Origin of the sequence: Embleya hyalina (genome assembly GCF_003967355.1) — a bacterium.
GTDB classification, from domain to species: domain Bacteria; phylum Actinomycetota; class Actinomycetes; order Streptomycetales; family Streptomycetaceae; genus Embleya; species Embleya hyalina.
Window position 1 is genome coordinate 34,330 of sequence record NZ_BIFH01000061.1, and the last position, 16,930, is coordinate 51,259.

Consider the following 16,930-nt stretch of genomic DNA (forward strand, 5'->3'; position numbering starts at 1 on the left):
GGGGGTCGTGGCGGGGCCCTCGTTCGCTGTGCGTCCGCAACAGACACGCGAAACCCCGGTCGAGCGCGCCGAGTTCGGAGGCCATCCCCTCGACGCCGTCGGCGTCGATCGGGAATTCACTCGGCCGGCCGACTTCACCCGGGGCCACCGGTCGGCTTCGAGCCATCGGAATCAACGATGAACCCCAGCGACCAACGACAGTAAAAGGAAAACGTCATGCGCACTCGACGTGCCCTGGTCGGCTTGACCTTGGGCGCCACGCTCGCCCTCCAGGGCATGGGCGCGACGGGAGGGCAACGCGTACCGGGCGGGGGCGTGGCGGGCCGTCAGCCGGTCGCCCCGCGGGTCGTCATGCGCTCCGCTGTTTCGAGGAGTTCGAGCAGCGTGCCGGTGAAGTCCGGGAGCAGCGCCGCAGCCGCCGCCCAGGCGTCGGGGTTGTCGCGGAGGGTGTCACGAACCGCGCAGCGGGTCGCGCCGCCGTCCGCCGCGACGTCGGCGTCCGCATGGGCGTAGAGGAGCAGAGCGGCGCGTGCCGGGATGCGGGCGGCGATGTGGAAGCCGTCGCCGTACACGTCGCGGGCGAGGGCACCGAGCGGGCGGTACACCACCGCCAGTGCCGGCCGCAGCGCCGCCTCGACGACCTCGGCCGGGTGCCCCAGGCCCGCACCGTGGGTCGCCAGTACCGTCGTGTTCCAGGACGTGGTCAGCCGGCCCGCCTGCCGCGCGGCCGCCAACGCCGCCCAGTCGGCGGGGCTCGGTGGGCCCCACTCCATCAGGAAGTTCACCTGGTTGTGCTGCTCGGAGCCCGGCCCGGACCCGGCCATCGCGTCGACGAGTAGTTGCGGCGGATGCTCGCGGGCGCACGTGGCTCGGAACCCGGCCGGTCCTTCCGGCGCGTGCAGCGCCCGGCGGATCGTGGCCGAGTCGGCGCTCACGGGGCGGCGGGTCCATCGCTGCGCGGCGGGTGTCCGTTCCGGAGCGAACTCGTCGAGGAGCAGCTCGACATGGCCCGGCCCGTGGGACTCCCACAGCGCGGAGACGATCCGGGCCCACAGCGCGGTGGTGCGCGGCGTGTAGGCCCGCAGCCCGGTCCGGACGGCCACCGGGTTCCCCGAGACCATCGCGGCCGACGCCCACGAAAAGGGGGACTTCGGGCGGGTGGTGGGGAGGTACGCGGCGACGGCGTCGGCGACGGGCAGCGCGCCGGGGCGGCCGGTGCGGTCGCGGCCGGACAGGACGCGCAGGCGCTGCGCGTAGGTCAGATCGGCGTGTGTGTACAGGGCGGCGTTGACCCGCGGATCGTCGAGGCCGAGCAGGCGGGCGACGGAGGCCCGGGTAAGCCTGCCGCAGGCCGCCTCGGCGGCGACGGCCGTACCTGCGCGCGTCTCGATGACCAGGTCGTGTAGTTCGCCGGAGCGGTGGTCGGCCAGGAGCGCGCGCAGCAGCGCGACGTCGAGGTGTTCGAGGACCCGGTTCTGGTGCTGCGGCGCGAGGTGCGGGAACAGGGCGCGCAACAGCGGGTACCTGTCGCGTTCTTCGTCGACACTCGGCCAGTCGGCCGGGTGCTCCGGTGTCGGCTCGGGCTCGGCCGCCGCGGTCGGGCCGGCCGCATCGTCCACCGCGCCGACGACGGTCACCTGCGCCGCCGTGCCGGTGTACGCGAGGCGCCGCCACGCTCGGGGGTCCCCGCCCAGACGGGCGGCCTGCGCGCGCAACGCCTCGCGTACGGCCGGCGATTCCTGTGGTAGCGCCGCCGCGACCTCATGCGCGGGGGTGAGGGCCGCGAGGACCTGCCGCGCGTCGAGGGCGCCGCTCTCGAGGTGGCGCCGCAGCGCGGACCGCCACTCGTCCGAATATTGCCGCAGCCCGGGCCTGCGGAACATGTCGAGGGGTATGCGCCGTGCGACGGCGAGGGTCTCCCAAGGGCTCCTGTCGAAGAGCCGGTCCAGCAGGTTCGCAGGACAGTCGGCGCGAGCGGCCAGGAACGCGAGGACACGATCGTCCAGTCGGCCGAGGGCTCGGTGCTCGCGTACGACCGCCCAGTCGAGCGGCCCTTCGGTGAGGGAAGCGGCCACTTGGGCCTCCACCCCACCAGCGCGCGACAGTTCCGCGACGCTCCTGGACGCGGGGATGTACCCGGCGGCGAGGAGCCGCCGCAACGTCCGGCCGGTGGTGTCGGCTGCGGCGTAGTCCTCCGGCGGCCGGATCATGGCGTAGGCCAACTCCCGGAACGCCGTGGCGCGCAGGGTTGGCAGCCGGGTCGTCAGCGCGGGCACCAGGTCGATGATCGCGGGCGCGTACTCCAGTGTCGGGCCGGCCCCGTCGGTCCATTCCTCGAACACCCGCGCCCGGTAGTCCAGGCCGGGCCCGAGGAGGTGCGAGGCCACCAGTCCGTCGTCGGCGAACCAGTGGGGATCGGCCGGGTCGGCGGACCCGAGCACGGCCTCGCGTACCAGGTCCGAACCCCCGTCGGGGAAACTCCCGCGGAACAGCGCGGCCGCCAACCTTGCGTCGCCGCGGCGTGCGAGCCGCAGCCGTACCGGCACGGGCGTGTACGGCAGACGGGCGAGCGCGAGCGTCACCGCAGGATGGTCGGACGCGGCCGCGGTGTCCACGAGTTCGGGCAGTGGCACGCGCGACGCCGTCAACGCGGCGGCGCACAGCTCGGGCATCCGCCGCACGGCCGCGTCGAGGCCGTCGCGATCGGCGAAGCCGAGCAGCACACCGAGCGCCACGTCCGGGGAGCGATCGTCCATGCCTACTCGACCTCATTCGTCTCGGTGTGCACAAGCAACGGAGGTTCCGCCCCGGCCGGGCCGAGCTGATGGGTGTCGGTGAACACCGTCGCGAAGCCGAACCCCGCCACCTGCCAGAACCACACGCTCGTGACCAGGAAACCGACCCCGACGGCCAGGAGGCCCAGTACGGACACCGCCAGGCCGGCCAACGCGATGCCCCACGCCCGCCAATAGGCCGCACCGCAGGCGGCCACCCGGCGCAGCGCCCGGACCGGATCGAACAACTCGCAGGCGTCGAAGGCAACGCAGTAGTGGGTCATGAACCCGGGAATCGCGGCGATCGCCGCAAGGAGGAACACACCCCCGACGACCGCGACAGGGACGCTGCCCCAGAAGAGTCCGGCCGCCGTCAGCAGGCCGCCGGGCGCGGTGTAGCCGATCATCGCGGCAGCGGTGACCAGTCCGTGCCGCAGCAGGCGTCCGGGGTGCCGCCAGGCCGGGAATCCCGGCCGACCGTGCTGGAGCCGATGGACCACCTCCACGCGGTGGCCCAGGTTGAGCAGCCATCCGACGACGGGTACCAACAGCCATGCCGCGCCGATCAACACGTCGGTCCGCGCGGCGCGATCCGCGATCGGGAACCGAAACGAGGTACACAGCCGCAGCGGCGCGTTCAGGCTGACCGGGTTGTTCGACATGAGGGCCGTAGGCTACCTGCCGGCCGGGTGGTTCAGGCGGGGGTGCCGGTTGGTGCGCCGTCACGCCGGACGCACCATGACGCCGACGACGGCCGCTCCGCCCGGCCGATCCGCCGCCGCACGGCGGGCCCGACTCGGCCGGTTGCGCGCGGTGGCGGCACCGGCGCGGTCAGCCGAGCAGTCGTGCCGTGCGGGCGGCGGCGAGCCAGTGGGGGAACTCGCCGAGCAGGCGGTCGTACAGGTCGTCGTCGGTGACCGAGTCGAAGTCGTCGAGGGCGAAGAAGTTGCAGTTGTCGACGATGCGCCCGGGCAGGGTGTCGAGGCGTTCGAGGACGCCGTACTGGCTGTTCCCCAGTCCGATGAACTGCCAGAACATCGGGTGTTCGGCGGCGGAGGTGAGGATGCGGGCCATCTCGTCGTCGGCCCACACGTCGCCGTCGGACACGAACAGGACGAGGGTGGGCAGTCCGTCGGCGGAGCGGCGATAGGCGGACACCAACTCGCGCATCACCACGGGTTCGTCGTTGCCGACGCCGACGTTGTCCGGCCACTTGCGGAACTGTTTCATCCAGCGTCGGAGTTCGGGTATGCGCAACGGGTCGCGTAGCCGGCGGGCGCGGTCGGCGTACAACCACACGTCCAGGGTGCCGTCGTCGTCGAGGCGGGCCGCGACCGGCGCCAGGCGCTCCAGCATGCGCGCGACGGTACCCTGCCCATACACGTCGTACATGGACCCGGAGGCGTCCAGGACGAGCACCACGTGTGCCCGGGTGCCGGCGAGTCCCTTCTTCTCCAGACACACCGCCACCCGCTCCTTGCGCAGGTCGATCCGCCGGGCGAGGTCGGCGGGCAGGGCCGCGGTGTCCCGGGTGGGATCCGCGCCCTTCGCGGCAGGCGGTGACACGGGCGCCGGCGCGGGACGGCCCGCAGTACCGCCGGCCGTGTGGGCGCTTGTCGGCCGCGCCGATTCGTCGGCGACGTCCACTCCGTAGTCGGTGGCCAGTCCCGCCAGGCCGGCGGCGTAGCCCTGCCCGACGGACCGTAGCTTCCAGTCGCCTTGACGGCGGTAGAACTCGACCACGACCAGCAGCGTCTCCGTGCCGCCGCCGGAGCCCGGGCAGTGCGCCGCGAACGCGCCCGAACCGTGTGGGTCGTGGGCATCGACCCGCACGACGTGCGTGGCCAGGTCGGTGACATCGGCGAAACGTCCGCCGTCGACCGACGCCGCGACCAGCACACGTTCGACGTCGGGCGGTAGGTCGCCGAGCGAAACCCGGACCGCCGCCCGTGTGCCGCCCTCTCCCGAGACGTCGACGCAGCGCACCGCGCCGCCGGCGCCCGACGGCTGGTTGTAGAAGACGAAGTCGGCGTCCGAGCGCACGCGTCCGTCGGTACCGAGCAGCAGCGCGCACAGGTCCGGGACGGGCGTACCCGGTCGGGGCGTAAACGCCAGGGTGACGTCCAGAACTCCGGTGGGCACCGCCGTATTGGCACCCGCCGGCAGGACCTGCGGCTGGTTGGGCATCGAACGCATCGACCCATTCTGACCCACCCGTCCCCGCACGCCGCACACGGGTCCGGTCGTCACACCGCGGCCCGTGGACGGTTCCCGACGCGGGGTCGTACGAGGTGGCGACCGCAGCATCACCAACGGAAACCCACCCGGCACGAACCGCACCCCGCCCCCTCCCCCGAGCCTTGGGGCGTAGACGGCGCGACACGTCGACGCCGGCACACCGTGTCCGGCCCCCGAGGATCCCTCACCGTCGTGCAACACCACGCCCACACGAGGCGCCGCGTCGGGCCCGCGCCGTCGGAGCGGTCGTCCCGGCGTGCCTTGCCCGACTACGGTGGGTTCGACGCATCGGGAGGCTCCGAGGTGGGCGCGGTGGTGGCGGAACCGGGTGCGGGCACGTGAACTTTGGAGGAGGGGCGGAGTCGGGTCACCGGGCCCGGCCCGGGTGGGGTTCGGCGGCGTCGATCGCCAATTGTGCGCGGACGGCGGGCAGCACTTCGGTGGCGAGTCGCCGAAGGTTGGCGAGCGCGTCGTCGGGGTCGGTAACCTGCTCCACCTGGAAGAGGACCCGGGAGCAGCCCGACGCGCGGATGTGCCGGAGCACGTGCCGGACGCAGGTGTCGACGCCGCCCACCGCCTGGGATTCCAGCAGGTGTTCGGTGACCGCTGCGATCAGCGCCTCACGCTGGGGCTCCGCCTCGTGGTTCTCCGTGCTCTCGTGCGGGCGCTCCGGCGACGCGGGGGGCTGCGCGTCCCGGAGCAGATACCTGGCTCGGTCGGCCATCAGGTCGTGTGCTCGGGTCGCGGACTCGGTGACGTGGGCGAAGAGCAGGAAGGCATGTGGGAAGCCGCCGGTGGGGTGTCCCGCTGCGGCGGCGAACTCGGTGTGCAGGGCTACCATTTCGGCCTTCGCCTCGGCGTTCTTGTCGAAGGAAAGCAGCATCGGCAGGCCCCGGGCGGCGGCCGTTTCGATCGTCCCCGCGGATCCGGCGGCGACGTACACGGGCGGTCCCGACCGGGTGAGCGGGGCCGGCGTGGGGGTGACCGGCGAGAACGCGTATCGATCGGAGGAGGCGCCCACTCTTCCGGTCCAGGCCGCGCGGATCAGGTCGAGGGGTTCCGCCGCGCCGCGCCGCCGGTCGTCGATGCCGCGACCGATCACCTCGTACTCGGTGGTGGTCTGTCCGCGTCCCACCCCCAGTACGAAACGACCGCCGGAGAGTTGGTCGAGGAGGGCTGCCTGTTCGGCGACGTGGATCGGGTGATGGAGAGGGAGGAGGGTGACGGCGGTTCCCACCGTGATGCGCTCGGTGCGGCCGAGAAGGAAGGCGGCGAGGGCCAGGGCGGACGGGCCGATCGCCGCGTCGCCGAAGTGGTGTTCGGTGACCCACAGATCGTCCAGGCCCAGGGCTTCGGCTCGGGCGGCCAGGGTGAGGGTGTCGCGGAACACGTCGTTGTCGCTCTGCCCCGGGCCGCGCTGGGTGGCGAGCAGGATACCGAAGCGGGTCTCGCCTGCGGGGATCACGATCGGGAGCCTCCTTGTCGGGTGCGGGTGTCGGTCATGATCGGCTCGGCACAGTCCGGGGGACGTGGTACGGACGGGTATCCCGGGGTTCCCCCGACGGCCTGACCGTTGTAGGCGCTCCTGGCCGGGCGCTGCCGCGCATTGCGCCGACGTACCCCGGCGAGGCGCTCTCATGACGCGACCAGTTGTCGGTCTCGCAGGGTCCGGACCAGGTTGACGACATCGTCGGGGATCCGCTCGGCCGACTGGGGATGTGCCCGAAGCAGGACGCCGATCGCGGCCTCCTGGCTGGGTTCGCCCAAAAGGACCCGCAGGATGGCTCCGCCGGTCGGGTTGAGCTTCCAATGTCGGCCGCTTCGTCCGTCGAGCAGGACCATGCCGCCGTCCTCGGTCTCCGTGGCGGACACGTGCGCGGCGAGGGCAAGACTCATCGCGGACCTCCGGGAGAGGTGGTCACGGAGGCGTGGTCGGGCAGCGGGCACATCCGGAACCCGCCCGCCGGGGTGGCGTCCAACGGGATGATCGTAGGTGCGGCCGGGTGCGGGCCGAGGAGTGCGACCCGCAGCTTTTCGGGGTCTACCGCACCGAGGCGGGCGAGTCGCAGGGCGTCGCGGTGTTCGACGAGTTCGTGCTTGTGTCGTCTCGGGCCGGTCGCCTCCGCGCCCAAATCGGCCCTGGTCTGCCGGCCCGGGAGGTGTTCGGGGACGATGCCGCGCATGGCCACCGCCGATGGCGGCTGGTATGGGGTGGCCGCAGCACGATCGGCCGGCCCGATCGACAACGCGAGCCCCACCACCCGGTCATCGAGGTAGGGCACGTGCGAAGAGAAGCCGGAACCGGAGGTGAGCCGGTCCACCCGATGCATCGTCGCGCCGCATTCGCGGACCGGTTCGGGCTCCATGTGCCGGTTACGGTGCGGGGCGAGCGCTTCGACCTTCGCGGAAGCGCGGAGCAGCGCGCGTACCGAATCCACGGCCCCGCGGGTTGCCCAGGGCGGCGTCCTGCCCTCGCCGGCCCCATCGACGGAGGGTCGGTCGTCCCGGTGGGCACGGGTCGTCGGTACGTGTTTCCAACGGCACATCGAGGCGGTGACCCCGGCCGCCCGGTGCAGCGTGTTCAGGGGATTGCCGCCGCGAGCCGGCGAGTGCCGGTACGTGGGCGGTACGTGGAGCAATTCGTCTCCGTCGTGACCGGTCGGATCGCTCGTTGCTCCCCGCGCGGCGACCACACGGGCCCGGGCATCCTGCCGAACCCGCGTTCCGCACCATGGGATCGCCTTCCAACGATTCGCGATCAGGTACGCCGGGCCGTTGTCGCCGATGAGTAATCCCATGTCGCCGTATCTCCTTGACCAGGGGGCGCACTGCCCGCCGCGGGCAGCGTGGCAGCGTGAACGAACATGCGACTCTCCCTTGGGGGCGGCGGATCACGCTGCCCGCCAGTCTGCGATCAACCTGCGGACAGCGCGCGCCAAGGATGGGGTCAGCAGCCGACGAACAGGCACTTCCCCCGGTAGTCGAAGCCCCACGTGCGCGGGCCCATGGTCACCTGGTCGAAGTCGCCCGCCTCGACCAACTGGGGCAATTCGTATTGCAGCTTGTCGATACTCATGGAGGTCATCTCCTTGACTCGCTCGGAAGGTGTCCGCCCTGTCGGGCTCAACTACGAGACTGCCCAAGGGAATCGGCTACGCCGTTGGCATTCCCGGCATGCTTGTTGACGCTCCCTGCAGGGTGATGCGCTTGTGTGCGAAGTGCGCGGCGCCGGCGCGGCGCCGGTGGCGGGCGATCGCGTGGATCCGGCGGGTCGTGGTGACGGTGTTCCAGGCGACCTCGACGGAAACCGGGCGGCACGCACGCCTGACGGATCGGGCCGGTTACTCGGAGACGGGTACGCCGGGTTTGGAGCGGCACGGAAAAATGGACCGGTGGCGACACCGGCACCGCGCTCCGTGCCGACTCGACAGGCGTCCACCGCGGCCGGCGGCGGCCCGACCTCCGCACCGCCCGCCACGACACGGCCGTCGAGGCGGTGGACGCCCACGTCGAGCGCGCCGTCCGGACTACCTCGCGTCGCCGGATCGATCGAGCGCCGCGTACGTCAAGGTTGACGGTAGTAGTGGCCGCCAACGAACGTCCGCCCGGTACAAGAGGACGACGATGGTGCTGTCGCGGCGGGCAATCGCAGTGAAAGTGGCGATTTGGCCTTCCGTTTGATACCACCCGGAGACACTGGCACCCGGATCCGACCCGCGTAGTGGGTCCGGCATGTCGGTACGACTCGTGCCGGGGCAGTCGGCTGTCCAGCGCTCCAGATCGCGGGCGACACGGGTCGCCTCGGCCTGATCGTCGAGACGGATGACGATCTCGATGAACGATGCCGTCAAGCTCGTCGCGCTGGTGTAGTGGAACGTCTGCGCGTGTCGAACCCCGGCCAACCGACGCCCTTTCTCGCAGTACGTCGGCTTCGGATACCCCAACAACTCCGCGTAGTTCGTGTCGGTGTGGGTCAGCTTCCAGGGAGCAAGCTCGGGCGGGAGCTGCCGAGGGGTGAGCGGTTCGATGGTCGCGGGTCCCCCTCGGAACGTGCCACCGAGGTCCGTGGACCGTACGCCGAGGACGGTCACCACGATCACGATGGCGGCGGCGACCCCGAGGGCGATCCGGCGCCGGATGCGTCGCTGCCGTCCTCGCCGACGCGCCGACGCCGCGGGGCGCGGGCTCACGGCTGTTTGGGTGCGCACTGCGAGGGCGTCCAGGTACCGGGTCAGTGCGGCCTGTTCGTCGCGTTCCGACGATCCGCGGCGTTCGCCGGTGCCGGGCATCCCGCTCGTCTCACCCATGGGGCACCTCCGCGGTGTCCGTTCGGTCCGCGACTTCTCGCGGGGGGTCGGGGGTGGTCGTGGTCAGGTCGACGGCCAGTGCGCGGCGTGCGCGGGTGAGTCGGACCCGGACCGCGCCGGCCGTTATCCCCAGGTCTTCGGCGACCTCCTCGATCGGCAGGTCGTAGAGATGGAACAGCACGACGACCAGGCGTTGGCCGACGGGCAGCCGCCGCAGGGCCCAGACCAGGTCGACATGATCGGGCGTCGGATCGGGAACGTGTCGGGGTCCGCCGAGCCGCAGATGGGCCCGCAGTCGATGGCGCGAACGCCGCCAACTGCTCACGGCCAGACGCAGCACCACCCTGCGCACCCAGGCGGCCGGGTCCCGGGCGGCCGAGACGGTCGGCCATCGCTCCCAGGCCCGCGCGAACGCCTCGTGGACGGCGTCCTCCGCCTCGGTCACGTCACCGGTGAGCTGGTAGACCGACGCGATCAGCCGACGCGAGGCAGTCGCGTACAACGCGTCGAAGTCCGTCCGTAAGTCCTCGTCGTCCCGCATCCGTCCGCCCCCGATGTCGGCTCCCGTGCGCCCTCGTCGAGAAGAAGACGCCCGGGCGGGCCGGAATGTTACGCGCGATCACGCGGATCGACTCCGGCCGGCAAACGCCGTGGCCCGGGAGTGGGCCCGCGTAACATTCCGGCCCACCCGGGCGTCCTCCTCTTCGACCGAAATCCAGCAAGGGACTCGCACCGCACCCCGGCGGCCACGATCGCCGGTCATCGCGAGGCACATCCACGGCCGGCGCTCCGCCGCGCATCCATCCCGTCTGTGATCCGGCGTCTGCCGCGAAGGGAAGCGAGGACAGACATGCGAACCGAGACCGTGCCGCGACACGCGCGTCCGCCCGGTACACAACGCTCCGATCGGCCCCCGGCCGAACGCGTGCGGCGCGCCGACACGGCAACCGGGCAAGCATGCGATCCCCCGCCGTGGCAACCGGAGATCGCCCTCGGGCCGGTGTCGATGTGGTCGAACACGTCCCGCTCGGCGGGACCTCGAAGGTTTCTGACGTCCATCCGCCGGCCGCGTCCGCAGGCGTATCGGCTCGTCCTCGTCGTGTCGGGCACCGCGCGAGCCTCCCGGGGCGGACGAGACCGGAGACTGGGCGCGTTCGAGTTCCACACGTTCGACGCCGCGGACCCGTGTACGTTCCGCGCCGCCGGAGACCGGATCACGATCGTCGGCCTGGACATTCCCAAGACGCTGATCGCAATGTCCCCGGCCCGGGCGACTCGTGCGATGGAACGCCCCGTGTCGGGCCGGGAAGGCATCGGCGCCCTGTTGGCACAGACCCTCCTGCGCCTGGCATCCGACACCACCGCGTACGTTCCGCCCGACGCCCTGCGTCTGGGCGTGGTCGTCGCCGATCTGGTCACGGCGATGTTCGCCCGCGCCCTCCGTACCGACGACCGGTCCCTCTCCCGAACCTCCCAACGCATCCTCCTGGCCCGGATCCACGCCTACATCCACGACCGTCTCCCCGACCCCGACCTCACACCCCGAACGATCGCCGCCGCCCACCACATCTCGGCCAGGCATCTCTACTGCCTGTTCCGGGACGAGGAGGACTCCGTGGCCGCCCACGTCCGCCGCGCCCGCCTGGAACACGCCCGACGCGACCTGGAGGACCCCGCCCAGGAACGGACCCCCGTGCACGTGATCGCCACACGCTGGGGCTTCACCCACCACGCCGCCTTCACCCGCACCTTCCGCACCACCTACGGCATCCCACCCGCGGAACACCGCCACCACACCATCCACCACAACGACGCGCCCGCCCGGCCCCCCAAGGAGCGAACCAGGGACCGCCGACGGGAACATTCATGCCGGGAACGCTGATCCGCGTTGGCGCGCGGGACCGTCGTTTGCGTCGTCCGTCGATTCCATGACGACGGTCACGCGCAACTCCCGCAGTCTGCGCGGCGGATCGAGATGCGGTGTCCCTTCGAGGGGATACCCTCCCAGCCGGAGTGCGTTCTCGGGCGTTGCGGCGACGGCGTGCCGAAGGCGATGCGGGAGACGTCGTCGCCGGCGTCGGGCACGACGAGCGTGTCCGGATCCGGAGACGTGTACCGCCCGGCGGCGACCTGGCGTTCGACGACCCGCGTCGGTCACCTCGCACAGCGCATCGCCACGACGCCGGTCGAGCAGGGCGCGTACCCGTCGCCGGAAGGTCAACCCAAGGGCTCGGTACGCCACTCGGCCACGGGCCCCAGGTGCGGGGTGGTGCTCACGTTGAACTCCCTGTGCAGGGCGGCCCGGGCCGCGAAGTACCCACACATGCCGTGTACGCCGGGTCCCGGGGGCGTCGACGCCGAGCACAGGTACACGCCGGGCAGGGGCGTGCGATAGGGATTCCGGGCGGCCACCGGTCGGAAGACGGACTGGGTGAGCGTGACGGCTCCCGCGCCGATGTCGCCGCCGGGGTAGTTCGGGTTGTACGTCTCGTATGCCGCCGCCGACACACCGCGCGAGGCGATGATCGTGTCGGTGAAGCCGGGGGCGTACCGTTCGATGCGTCGGGTGATCAGCGGCACCGGATCACGGGTGTCGCCGTTGGGGACGTGGGCGTAGGCCCACACCGGGCGACGGCCGTCGACGGCGCGGTCGGGGTCGGTCACGGCGGGGTCGACCAGGAGTACGAACGGTTCCTCGCCGGCCTCGCCCCGCACCGCGGCGTTCTCCGTCGCGAGCGTCGCGGGGCGGGTGCCTCCCAGGTGCACGGTCCCCGCCCGTCCCACCTCCGGGTCGGCCCACGGGATGGGCCCATCGACCAGGAAATCGGCCTTCGCCGCACCCGGGCCGTAGTGGTAGCGGTCCAACGCGCGACGGTAGCGCGGCGGCAGCCGGTCGCCGGCCAGCGCGACCAGGCCGCGGGGTGTGGTGTCCAGCATGACCACCCGGGCGTCGAGTTCCGCGAGGTCGGTGATCCGGTGGTCGGTGTGTACCGTACCGCCGTGCGCCCGTAGGTCGTCGGCCAACGCGTCGGCGATGCGAACGCTGCCGCCCCGCGGCAGCGGCCAGCCGGTCGTGTGTGCCAGGTGTCCGAGCAGCAGTGCGATGGCGCCGGCGGGCAGGCTGGGCAGTCGGCCCATCGCGTGCGCCGCGACCCCGGTGAGCAGCGCCCGGCCCGCCTCGGTACGCAGCCCGTTGGTCCGCAGGAGGTGTCCGACCACCCGCGGGCCCAGCAGCAACGGGGCGGCCGAGTCGGGTGGCAGCGACCGCTGACCGGACAGCAGGAAGTCGGTCACGCCGGTACTGTGCCGCATCAGCGGCGCCATCAGCCGCCGCCAGCGGGGGCCGTCCGGGCCGAGCCCGGCACAGGTCTCGGTGAGGTCGTGATGGGCGAACACGGCGCCGCCGTCCAGGGGATGCGCGTAGGCGATCGGTGGCTGCAGCAGTGTCACGCCGCGTGCCGCGAGGTCGAACTCTCGGAAGAAGGCCGACGCGGCCGCCATGGGGTGCACCGCCGCGCAGACGTCGTGCCGGACCTCGGAGTCGAACAGCGCCTGGGCGCGAAGGCCGCCGCCGATGGTGCCGGCCTGCTCGTGGACGTGCACCGTCAGCCCGGCACGCGCCATGGTGACCGCGGCGGCCAGGCCGTTCGGGCCGCTGCCGACGACGGCGACGTCGACGCGCGTCATACCGGCGCCTTCCCGGTGGCGAACTGCAGGCCAGCAAGCCGCCGGTACACCTCGTCCGACTCCATGAGTTCCCGGTGGGTGCCGACGGCTCTCACGTGCCCCTCCTCCATGACGATGATGCGATCGGCTCGCACGATGGTGGACAGCCGGTGGGCGATGGCCAGCACGGCGCACTCGCGAGCGGCCTCCGCCATCGCGTCGCGCAGCGCGGCCTCGGTGTCGCTGTCCAGGTGCGCGGTGACCTCGTCCAACAGGATCACCGCCGGCCGCTGCAACAGCGTGCGGGCAATCGCGAGCCGTTGCCGCTGGCCGCCGGACAGGCCGGCGCCGCGCTCGCCGAGTTCGGTGTCGAGCCCGTCGGGCAGATCGGCGACGAAGCCCCCCAGCCCGGCGAGCCGCAGCGCACGGGCGATGTCGACCGGGGCCGCCTCGGGGTGCGCATAGGTCAAATTCTCCCGGATCGTACCGCGCAGCAGCGGCGAGTCCTGCTCGACATAGCCGACCAACGACCGCAGTTCGGCGAGCCTGAGGTCGGCGATGTCACGGCCCGCGACCCGGATGGTGCCGGAGTCCGGCTGGTGGAAACGTTCGATGAGCTGGAACATCGTCGTCTTCCCGGCGCCGGAGGCACCGACGATCGCGGTCAGGCCGCGACACGGCAGGGTGAAGGAGACGCCCCGCAACACGGGGGCATGCTCGCGATACGCGAAGCCGACACTCTCGAAGCGGATCGCGGACGTCCACCGCGCGACGGGGTCGCACTCCGGCAACCGCGCGGGTTGCCCGCTCGCTTCCTCCTCCTGCGGAATCGCTCCCAGCTCCGTCACACGCCGGACCGCGGCACGGCCCTGCTGGATCTGGCCGATCGACACGAACAGCAACACCAGCGGCGTCACCAGGTAGAACAGGTACATCACGAACGCCGTGAGATCGGCGGCCGACAGCGAACCCGTCGCGACGCGGGCCATGCCCCAGCAGACGACGACGGCCAGCGAGAGCTGGGTGCCGACGTTGATCGCCGGATTCAGTAGCGAACCGAACCCGGTGACCCGGATTCCGCTGCGCCGCGCCCGCGCCGCCAAACGGGTCAGCTCCTCGGTCTCGCGCTCCTCCGCGCGCGACGCCTTCACCGTGGTGAGCGCGCCGAGCACCCGCTGCAGACCCGAACCGAACGCGCCGATGTCCTCCCGGTTGCGCAGGGCGGCGATGCGCATCCGGCGGGCCAGCAGCAGCGCGCCGCCGCTGGCCAGGCCGAGGCAGCCGACCGTGGCGAGCAGCAGCCTCCAGTCGAGCCGGGCCATCAACACGATTCCGCCGCCCACCATGAGAACGGAGGTAACCGTCTGCGCCAGCGCCTGAGCGATCGTCAGGCACGCGATGGAGGTGTCGGAGACGGTCCGCGCGAAGACGTCTCCGTGCTCCAGACGCGAGAAGTGCGGGATCCGGCTGCGGAGCAGGCGGGCGCCGAGGACGCGCCGGGCGTCGAAGACGATGTTCTCGCCCGCCCGGCCGATCGTGTAGGCGTGGCCGGCACCGAGCCCCGCGTCCACGAGCAGGAACAGCGCCATGAACGCGATGGGCCCGGCGATCGACGCGTCTCGGCCCACGGCCTCGATCAGCCGACCCAGCATCCAGGGCTGAGCGAGCTTGGCGGCCGCGCCGGCCAGGCCCATGACCAGACCGGAGATCAGCAGGACCCGATGGCGGCGGACCATCTCCGGCAGGTTCATGCCGGCTTGGTGTAGGTCGCGACGAACAAGCCTGCCTCGGGCACGTAATCGGTCCGCTGCCAGTCGCTGTAGTGGCCTTCCGGCCGCAACCCGGCGTCTCGGGCGTAGCCGTCGACCTCGCCGGGCGTGAGCAGGCGCGCGGTCTCGGTACCGATGCGGTGCGTGCCGTCGGCCTCGAACAACATGGTGGACACCTGCCAGATCCGGTTGTGTGCCAGGAGGGTGGCGTGCAGCTGAAGGCCGGTGTCCCGCTCCGGGTACGGCACGAACATGGTGGTGCGGGTCAGACCCTGGTGCAGGTCCACGATGCCGGGGCGGTTGTGCGTCTCGACCAGCAATCTGCCGCCGGGCCGCAGGTGTTCGGCCGCGCGGGCGATGGCGTCCTCCTGCCCCGCGGGGTCGAGGATCAGGGAGAGCGTGGAGCAGACGCAGTAGACGAGGCCGTACTCGCGGTCGCCGCGGTAGGTCCGGATGTCGCCGAGTTCGGCGGTCACCTCGCCCTCGCCGGCCTTCTTTTCGAGGGCTGCCAACATCTCCTGTGAGGAGTCCACGCCGACGACCGGGCCGACGCGGTGCGACAGCGGCAGCGCGATACGGCCGGTGCCGACCCCGAACTCCAGCGTGCCCCAGGTGGGGTCCGGGTGGAATCGGGCCACGGCGTCGACGGTGGCGCGCGTGGCGGCGGCACTCGGAAGGATGCGGTCGTACCAGCCGCGGAACTGCCCGCCATAGCCGATGTCCTCGACGGTCATGAGTCCTCCGTTGCGGTGGAAGGGGTTCGGCACGGGGTGTCGCCGTGCCGGCATCGCTCCGCGGCCGACCCGTCCGGGCGGTTCACGGCGCGGGGGCGAGGGCGAAGGCGGGGGCGAGCGAGGAGGCGAGCCGAGTCGGATCGGGCGTTTCGCGGCGGCGCTGGGACAGCATGTAATGGATCGCCGGATGTGTGGCGCCGAACGCGAGAACGAACCGGTTGAGTCCCATGAACTCGCCGATGCCGACGTGGAACACCAACATCGTGGCGAGGTAGGCGCGAGCCGCGGGTTTGGGGAGCACATAGATGAGGGGGAAGCCGCATTCGATGGCGATCGTGCCCCAGGACAATGCCGTGGAGATGGCCGGGTAGCGGGTGATCAGGCGATGCGCGCGCGGGTCCCCGTAACTCTTCGTCCGCATCACCCCGGCGACGGCGTCACCGCTCAGCCAGATCGGGGAAACCGCCTTCACCAACCCGGAGGCGACGTAGGAGAGCGAGGTCTCCAGCGCCAGCATCCGCATCGCCAGGTCGTCGGCCCGTTCGATGTCGTGGATCAGCCCGGTGGATGCCATCGTGACGTTGATGACCTGCTGCAACTGGTCGGCGCCGTCGCGGCCGAACGGAATGCAGACGGACTGCGCACTCTGCAGAGCCGCCAGCGTCACGCCGCCCGCGATCCGCAGCGGCCGGTTCCCGGGCCACAGGAAGGTGGCCGCCGAGACGGCGGCCTGCGTGCCGTAGAGCGCGTAGGGGAACGCCCTGGACGCCAGCGCGCGGTTCACCCGGGGGAATCTCTTCGCGAGTCTCGGACGGAAGTACTCGACCTGGCTTCCCAGCAGGTCGCCCTTCACGAACCGTTTGTGTTGGCTGAGCGCCTCCAACGCCGCCACGAAGGTTCCTGCGGAGGCGAGGCGGCGTACCGCGACGGGCGGGTTCGCCGGGGCGAGGGACGAGGCCACCCGGGTCAGGCGACGGAACACGGAGTCTCCTTCCGATGGGGTCGGGTGCCGGGGACAGGAGGGCTCCTGTCCCCGGCTGCGACGGCGCGAGTGCTCGCCGCACGCCGAACGTCGCGTGGTGCGCGTCGAGCGGCGCGCCGCGCGGGTACGTCGGCGGTCCCGACGCCTGCGAAGCGCAGCCGGTACGATCACCGGCCGCCGGTTGTCCCGGCCGAATCCCCGGCCGTCACAACGGGTTTGGCGCCGATCGTCAGTGGGCGTTGCGGTTGACGTAGTTGGCGATGTTCTGCGTCAGCATGTCCGTCGCGACGGCGAAGACCGCCGTGATGAGCGGAGTGGCCATGACGGGGTCGGCGGGGCTGTCCAGGCGGGCGGCGTCGATCCCCGTGAGCATGCCCGGGGAGACGTCGGTCAGGGATGCGTTGGCGAACTGGGCTACTGGAGACATCGAGTCCCTTTCCTAGTGATCCTTCGGCGGATC

Annotated in this window: 15 protein-coding genes; 1 reads left to right on the forward strand and 14 read right to left on the reverse strand. The window is 71.8% G+C overall.

The features are described from left to right. Nucleotides 1-326: 326 nt before the first annotated feature. The 9 genes from EMA17_RS49675 to EMA17_RS49715 all read right to left on the reverse strand — a co-directional run bounded on the left by EMA17_RS49675 (nt 327) and on the right by EMA17_RS49715 (nt 9,860). Nucleotides 327-2,756, reverse strand: coding sequence for a hypothetical protein (locus tag EMA17_RS49675; protein WP_126643808.1), 2,430 nt, complete (start codon nt 2,754-2,756; stop codon nt 327-329). A 2-nt stretch (nt 2,757-2,758) separates the two neighbouring features. After that, nucleotides 2,759-3,436, reverse strand: coding sequence for a hypothetical protein (locus EMA17_RS49680; RefSeq protein WP_126643809.1), 678 nt, complete (start codon nt 3,434-3,436; stop codon nt 2,759-2,761). Nucleotides 3,437-3,605: 169 nt separating this feature from the next. Further along, on the reverse strand, nt 3,606-4,970 hold the full coding sequence (locus EMA17_RS49685; protein ID WP_246127425.1) for a VWA domain-containing protein: 1,365 nt from the start codon (nt 4,968-4,970) through the stop codon (nt 3,606-3,608). 409 nt (nt 4,971-5,379) lie between these two features. Beyond that, nucleotides 5,380-6,477: an LLM class flavin-dependent oxidoreductase gene (locus tag EMA17_RS49690; RefSeq protein WP_160161873.1), complete on the reverse strand. Its 1,098-nt coding sequence runs from the start codon at nt 6,475-6,477 to the stop codon at nt 5,380-5,382. A 170-nt stretch (nt 6,478-6,647) separates the two neighbouring features. Then, nucleotides 6,648-6,908, reverse strand: coding sequence for a lasso peptide biosynthesis PqqD family chaperone (locus tag EMA17_RS49695; protein WP_126643811.1), 261 nt, complete (start codon nt 6,906-6,908; stop codon nt 6,648-6,650). Continuing rightward, a complete protein-coding gene (locus EMA17_RS52450; protein ID WP_160161874.1) occupies nt 6,905-7,378 on the reverse strand; it encodes an asparagine synthase-related protein in 474 nt (157 codons plus the stop codon). The genes EMA17_RS49695 and EMA17_RS52450 overlap by 4 nt, the downstream gene beginning before the upstream one ends. A gap of 581 nt (nt 7,379-7,959) precedes the next feature. Then, nucleotides 7,960-8,088, reverse strand: coding sequence for a lasso RiPP family leader peptide-containing protein (locus tag EMA17_RS49705; protein WP_160161875.1), 129 nt, complete (start codon nt 8,086-8,088; stop codon nt 7,960-7,962). Nucleotides 8,089-8,539: 451 nt separating this feature from the next. After that, entirely contained in the window at nt 8,540-9,301 is a 762-nt protein-coding gene (locus EMA17_RS49710) for a hypothetical protein (RefSeq protein WP_126643814.1), read from the reverse strand. A 10-nt stretch (nt 9,302-9,311) separates the two neighbouring features. Then, the gene (locus tag EMA17_RS49715; RefSeq protein ID WP_126643815.1) at nt 9,312-9,860 is read right to left on the reverse strand and encodes a SigE family RNA polymerase sigma factor; all 549 of its coding nucleotides are present in this window, start codon (nt 9,858-9,860) and stop codon (nt 9,312-9,314) included. 558 nt (nt 9,861-10,418) lie between these two features. On the opposite strand from EMA17_RS49715, the gene EMA17_RS49720 reads away from it, so the two are divergent. Continuing rightward, the gene (locus EMA17_RS49720; protein WP_371863264.1) at nt 10,419-11,201 is read left to right on the forward strand and encodes a helix-turn-helix domain-containing protein; all 783 of its coding nucleotides are present in this window, start codon (nt 10,419-10,421) and stop codon (nt 11,199-11,201) included. 335 nt (nt 11,202-11,536) lie between these two features. On the opposite strand, the gene EMA17_RS49725 is transcribed toward EMA17_RS49720, so the two are convergent. The 5 genes from EMA17_RS49725 to EMA17_RS49745 form a co-directional block, all read right to left on the reverse strand. After that, complete coding sequence (locus EMA17_RS49725; RefSeq protein ID WP_126643817.1) at nt 11,537-13,006, reverse strand: phytoene desaturase family protein; 1,470 nt, start codon at nt 13,004-13,006, stop codon at nt 11,537-11,539. After that, a complete protein-coding gene (locus EMA17_RS49730) occupies nt 13,003-14,736 on the reverse strand; it encodes an ABC transporter ATP-binding protein (protein WP_126643818.1) in 1,734 nt (577 codons plus the stop codon). Before EMA17_RS49730 ends, EMA17_RS49725 begins: the two co-directional genes overlap by 4 nt. Beyond that, nucleotides 14,733-15,488: a class I SAM-dependent methyltransferase gene (locus EMA17_RS49735; protein WP_126643819.1), complete on the reverse strand. Its 756-nt coding sequence runs from the start codon at nt 15,486-15,488 to the stop codon at nt 14,733-14,735. Before EMA17_RS49735 ends, EMA17_RS49730 begins: the two co-directional genes overlap by 4 nt. 82 nt (nt 15,489-15,570) lie before the next feature. Next, entirely contained in the window at nt 15,571-16,470 is a 900-nt protein-coding gene (locus EMA17_RS49740) for an HTTM domain-containing protein (protein ID WP_246127427.1), read from the reverse strand. 229 nt (nt 16,471-16,699) lie between these two features. Further along, entirely contained in the window at nt 16,700-16,897 is a 198-nt protein-coding gene (locus tag EMA17_RS49745) for a linaridin-like RiPP (protein WP_126643820.1), read from the reverse strand. Nucleotides 16,898-16,930: the final 33 nt, after the last annotated feature.

Excerpts from the sequence above, each read along its gene's own strand:
- EMA17_RS49685 (WP_246127425.1), bottom strand. The coding sequence starts at position 4,970 with ATGCGTTCGATGCCCAACCAGCCGCAGGTCCTGCCGGCGGGTGCCAAT.
- EMA17_RS49745 (WP_126643820.1), bottom strand. The coding sequence starts at position 16,897 with ATGTCTCCAGTAGCCCAGTTCGCCAACGCATCCCTGACCGACGTCTCC.
- EMA17_RS49715 (WP_126643815.1), bottom strand. The coding sequence starts at position 9,860 with ATGCGGGACGACGAGGACTTACGGACGGACTTCGACGCGTTGTACGCG.
- EMA17_RS49705 (WP_160161875.1), bottom strand. The coding sequence starts at position 8,088 with ATGAGTATCGACAAGCTGCAATACGAATTGCCCCAGTTGGTCGAGGCG.
- EMA17_RS52450 (WP_160161874.1), bottom strand. The coding sequence starts at position 7,378 with ATGGAGCCCGAACCGGTCCGCGAATGCGGCGCGACGATGCATCGGGTG.
- EMA17_RS49735 (WP_126643819.1), bottom strand. The coding sequence starts at position 15,488 with ATGACCGTCGAGGACATCGGCTATGGCGGGCAGTTCCGCGGCTGGTAC.
- EMA17_RS49675 (WP_126643808.1), bottom strand. The coding sequence starts at position 2,756 with ATGGACGATCGCTCCCCGGACGTGGCGCTCGGTGTGCTGCTCGGCTTC.
- EMA17_RS49710 (WP_126643814.1), bottom strand. The coding sequence starts at position 9,301 with ATGCCCGGCACCGGCGAACGCCGCGGATCGTCGGAACGCGACGAACAG.
- EMA17_RS49725 (WP_126643817.1), bottom strand. The coding sequence starts at position 13,006 with ATGACGCGCGTCGACGTCGCCGTCGTCGGCAGCGGCCCGAACGGCCTG.
- EMA17_RS49680 (WP_126643809.1), bottom strand. The coding sequence starts at position 3,436 with ATGTCGAACAACCCGGTCAGCCTGAACGCGCCGCTGCGGCTGTGTACC.
- EMA17_RS49730 (WP_126643818.1), bottom strand. The coding sequence starts at position 14,736 with ATGAACCTGCCGGAGATGGTCCGCCGCCATCGGGTCCTGCTGATCTCC.
- EMA17_RS49695 (WP_126643811.1), bottom strand. The coding sequence starts at position 6,908 with ATGAGTCTTGCCCTCGCCGCGCACGTGTCCGCCACGGAGACCGAGGAC.